This is a genomic window from Mesorhizobium sp. M5C.F.Ca.IN.020.29.1.1, from assembly GCF_003997375.1.
Lineage (GTDB): Bacteria > Pseudomonadota > Alphaproteobacteria > Rhizobiales > Rhizobiaceae > Mesorhizobium > Mesorhizobium wenxiniae.
The window spans coordinates 1-3610 of sequence record NZ_RZSW01000592.1 but is presented as its reverse complement, the minus strand read 5'-3'; the positions used below and the strand labels follow the sequence as shown (position 1 = coordinate 3610).

The following is a 3610-nucleotide window of genomic DNA, read 5'->3' as shown; positions in this document are numbered from 1 at the left end:
CCCTTTGTCCCGCTCGATCTCTCAACATGGAGAACCTGGAAGCCTGTCTGAAAGGATACGGGTTGATGCCATCGGCTGTACCGAGCGCCGAACTGGAAAATCTCAATCTGGCTTGGCACCGCCTCAAGCCGTGGCCGGACTCGGTGGAGGGTCTTTTCAGATTGAAGGAACGCTTTATCGTCGCACCGCTGTCCGATGGGAACACCCGACTTCTGGTTGACATGGCAAAACATGCCGGGCTGCCATGGGATACGATCCTCGGCGCTGATGTCTCCGAGGCCTATAAGCCGATGCCACAGGTGTATCTTCGTGCCTGCGAGCTGCTGGGCGTGGAGCCGGACAGGGCGATGCTGGTTGCCGCCCACGACGACGACCTGGACGCGGCGCGTCGATGCGGATTGAAGACGGCGTATGTCGTTCGCGCAAATGCGCATGACCCGTCGAAGGCTGCCGTTGCCAAGCCGCGCGACGGTTGGGAATACATGGCAAATGACTTGATCGAACTCGCTGCAGTTCTGAAGTAGGGTGCGAGGGCCGCTCCCGGCAGCCGGCAACAAAAAGGCCGCGTTGTCCGCAAAGAGTCAGCACCAGCGTGCCGTACGGCTCGCCTACACGCCGAGCCACCGCCTCGGCATGGTCGAGCACCACGAAAATGGTGATGAACATAATCGCACTCGAAAGCGCTCCGATAAGGATCCTGACGCTCAGCGAACCTTCGTCTACCGACAGCCCGCTGGCTCCGACTGCGACAGCCATTACCAGGGAAATGAAGGTGCGGAGCGGTCGAGTTGCCCGTATTGCAGAGCAAGCCAATGACATCGCCGACTTTCATCCGATCGCCCAGCTTGAAGCGAAGGCTGCCGCGCTGCGCAAGCTGGTGGCTGGACGGCCGCACTTGGGTGGCGAGCGGACAAGCTCTGGCAGCATTGGCCGCAAATCGCGATGGAGCATCAACCGCGCCGCGCCGCCTCGATCGCGGCGACGTCGATTTTCACCATGGTCATCATGGCATCAAACGCGCGCTTTGCCTCGTCGCCGCCAGCCGCCATCGCGTCAGTCAGCACGCGCGGCGTGATTTGCCAGGAAATCCCCCATTTGTCTTTGCACCAGCCGCACACGCTCTCCTGGCCGCCGTTGCCGACAATGGCATTCCAATAGCGGTCGGTCTCCTCCTGATCATCGGTGGCGATCTGGAAAGAGAACGCTTCGTTGTGCTTGAACTCGGGACCCCCGTTGAGGCCGATACAAGGAAGGCCCGCGACTGTGAATTCGACCGTCAACACGTCGCCCTCTTTGCCGGCCGGGTAGTCACTGGGTGCACGGTGCACGGCACTCACCACGCTGTCAGGAAATATCTCGGAGTAGAAGCGGGCGGCAGCCTCGGCGTCCTTATCGTACCAGAGGCAAATCGTATTCTTTGCCATTGCGGGTTCCTTTCGCTTTGGGGCCGAGATTTCGGCCTTGTTTCCCCATCCGCCCTCTTCCGAAATAGGTAGCCAGCCGCTTTTCTCCGCCCCGGAAGCATGCGTCTCGCGCGGCGTCGCAAAGGGCAGCCAACAGGACTAAGATGCTCCGCCGGTCCGCCCTTCAGGCGGTCTTCGGCGTCACCAGCCCCAGTTCGTCAACCATCGCCTCGCGCATGAGAAACTTCTGCGGCTTGCCGGTCACCGTCATCGGCAATTCGGTGCGAAAGCGGATGTGGCGCGGGATCTTGTAATGGGCGATCTGGCCGGCGCAAAAGGCCTTGATCTCCTGCTCGGTGGCGATCTGGCCCGGCTTGAGCACAATCCACGCGCAAAGCTCCTCGCCATATTTCGGGTCGGGAATGCCGAACACCTGCACTTCCCTGACCTTGGGATGGCGATAGAGGAACTCCTCGACCTCGCGCGGATAGACGTTCTCGCCGCCGCGAATGACCATGTCCTTGACCCGGCCGACGATGTTGCAATAGCCCTCGGCGTCGATGGTGGCGAGGTCGCCGGTGTGCATCCAGCCGTCGGGATCGATTGCCTCGCGGGTTTTTTTCTCGTCGTCCCAATAGCCCTTCATCACCGAATAGCCGCGTGTGCAGAGTTCGCCCGGCGCGCCGACCGCAACGGTGACGCCATCGGCATCGATCGCCCTGACCTCGACATGGGGATGGACACGACCGACCGTCGAGACGCGTTTTTCCAGTGGGTCGTCGACGCTGCTCTGGAACGACACCGGGCTGGTCTCGGTCATGCCATAGGCGATGGTCACCTCTGCCATATGCATCAGCGACACCACCTTCTTCATCACCTCGATCGGGCACGGCGAGCCGGCCATGATGCCGGTGCGCAGGCTGGTGAGATCGAAGGTGTCAAAATCCGGATGGTCGAGCAGGCCGACGAACATGGTCGGCACGCCGTAGAGGCCGGTGCAGCGCTCGCCCGCCACTGCCTTCAGCGTGGCGCCGGCATCGAAGCCCTCGCCCGGGAAGACCATGGTTGCGCCCTTGGTGACGCAGCCGATCGTGCCCATCGACATGCCGAAGCAGTGATAGAGCGGCACCGGGATGCACAACCGGTCCTCGACGGTCAGCCTGATCGCCGATGTGACGAAATTGCCGTTGTTGACGATGTTGTTGTGGGTCAGCGTCGCGCCCTTTGGCGCGCCTGTCGTGCCTGAGGTGAACTGGATGTTGATGGCGTCGCCGGGCTTCAGCCCCTCGGAGATCCGGTCGAGGCTGTCATGCTCGTCGCGTCCTGCCATCGCCAGGACGTCGGCGAAATTGAACATGCCGGGAGAATTCTCCTCGCCCATGCGGATGACGATCTTCAGCTCCGGCAATTTTTTCGCCTCGAGTTTGCCCGGCGTCGCAGTCGCGATCTCCGGCGCCAGCGTCTCGATCATGCCGAGATAGTCGGAGCTCTTGAATTTGACGGCCGTGACCAGCGCTCGGCAGCCAACCTTGTTCAGCGCATAATCGAGCTCGGTCAGCCGGTAGGCCGGGTTGATGTTGACCAGGATCAGGCCGATGCGCGCGGTGGCGAACTGCGTCACCAGCCATTCCCATCGGTTGGGCGACCAGATGCCGACGCGGTCGCCTTTTGCCAGGCCAAGCGCCAGGAAGCCTGCGGCCAGCGCGTCCACCGTGTCTGAAAGTTCGCTCCAGGTGAAGCGCTTGTCCTGGTCGACAAAGACGGCGGCATCGAGCGTGCCGTATTTGCTGACGGTATCGGAAAGCAGTGCCGGGATGGTCTGCTGCAGCAGCGGCATGGTGCGCTCGCCCGACACATGCGCCCTGCCGTCGACCGGCGCGACGAACGTGGCGCCATTGCGCGGACGGCGGCCGCGCAGACTGGTGGCATTCTTCAACTCGTCGAGATTGATCGGCATCGCCGTCTCCTCCACAGGCGACCGAGTCTATCAGCCTGCCGGGGTGGTGGAAATCCCGTTGATGGTACTGGAGCTGCGGCGATCCCTCCCCGTTGAGTGGAGGGTTCGGAGCGACGCGAGGCACCCTCCCTTCAAGGGGGAGGGATTGCGCCTGCCACCTTCGCCGCGAGGTCGCGCAAGATTGCCTCGTCCGCCGCCGTACGCAGCTTCCGCGATGCGACAAGGCAGGCCTGCGAGCGCAGAATGACGC

The 3610-nt window shown here is 62.5% G+C and carries 3 protein-coding genes and 2 pseudogenes; 1 reads left to right on the top strand and 4 read right to left on the bottom strand.

The window, feature by feature from the left end; translation table 11 throughout:
• Positions 1-26: 26 nt before the first annotated feature.
• On the top strand, positions 27-524 hold the full coding sequence (locus EOA85_RS30330; protein WP_245486142.1) for an HAD-IA family hydrolase: 498 nt from the start codon (positions 27-29) through the stop codon (positions 522-524).
• A 52-nt stretch (positions 525-576) separates the two neighbouring features.
• Here EOA85_RS30330 and EOA85_RS40195 read toward each other — a convergent pair.
• From EOA85_RS40195 to hisG, 4 genes and pseudogenes are all read right to left on the bottom strand, one after another.
• Positions 577-819 (bottom strand): annotated as a pseudogene (locus tag EOA85_RS40195) (ionic transporter); the annotation flags it as partial.
• Positions 820-950: 131 nt separating this feature from the next.
• Positions 951-1424 carry a VOC family protein gene (locus EOA85_RS30315; RefSeq protein ID WP_065010942.1) on the bottom strand — a complete coding sequence of 158 codons (474 nt, stop codon included), beginning with the start codon at positions 1422-1424 and terminating at the stop codon, positions 951-953.
• 163 nt (positions 1425-1587) lie between these two features.
• On the bottom strand, positions 1588-3360 hold the full coding sequence (locus EOA85_RS30310; RefSeq protein WP_127212193.1) for an AMP-binding protein: 1773 nt from the start codon (positions 3358-3360) through the stop codon (positions 1588-1590).
• 131 nt (positions 3361-3491) lie between these two features.
• Positions 3492-3610 (bottom strand): annotated as a pseudogene (gene hisG, locus EOA85_RS39470) (ATP phosphoribosyltransferase); the annotation flags it as partial.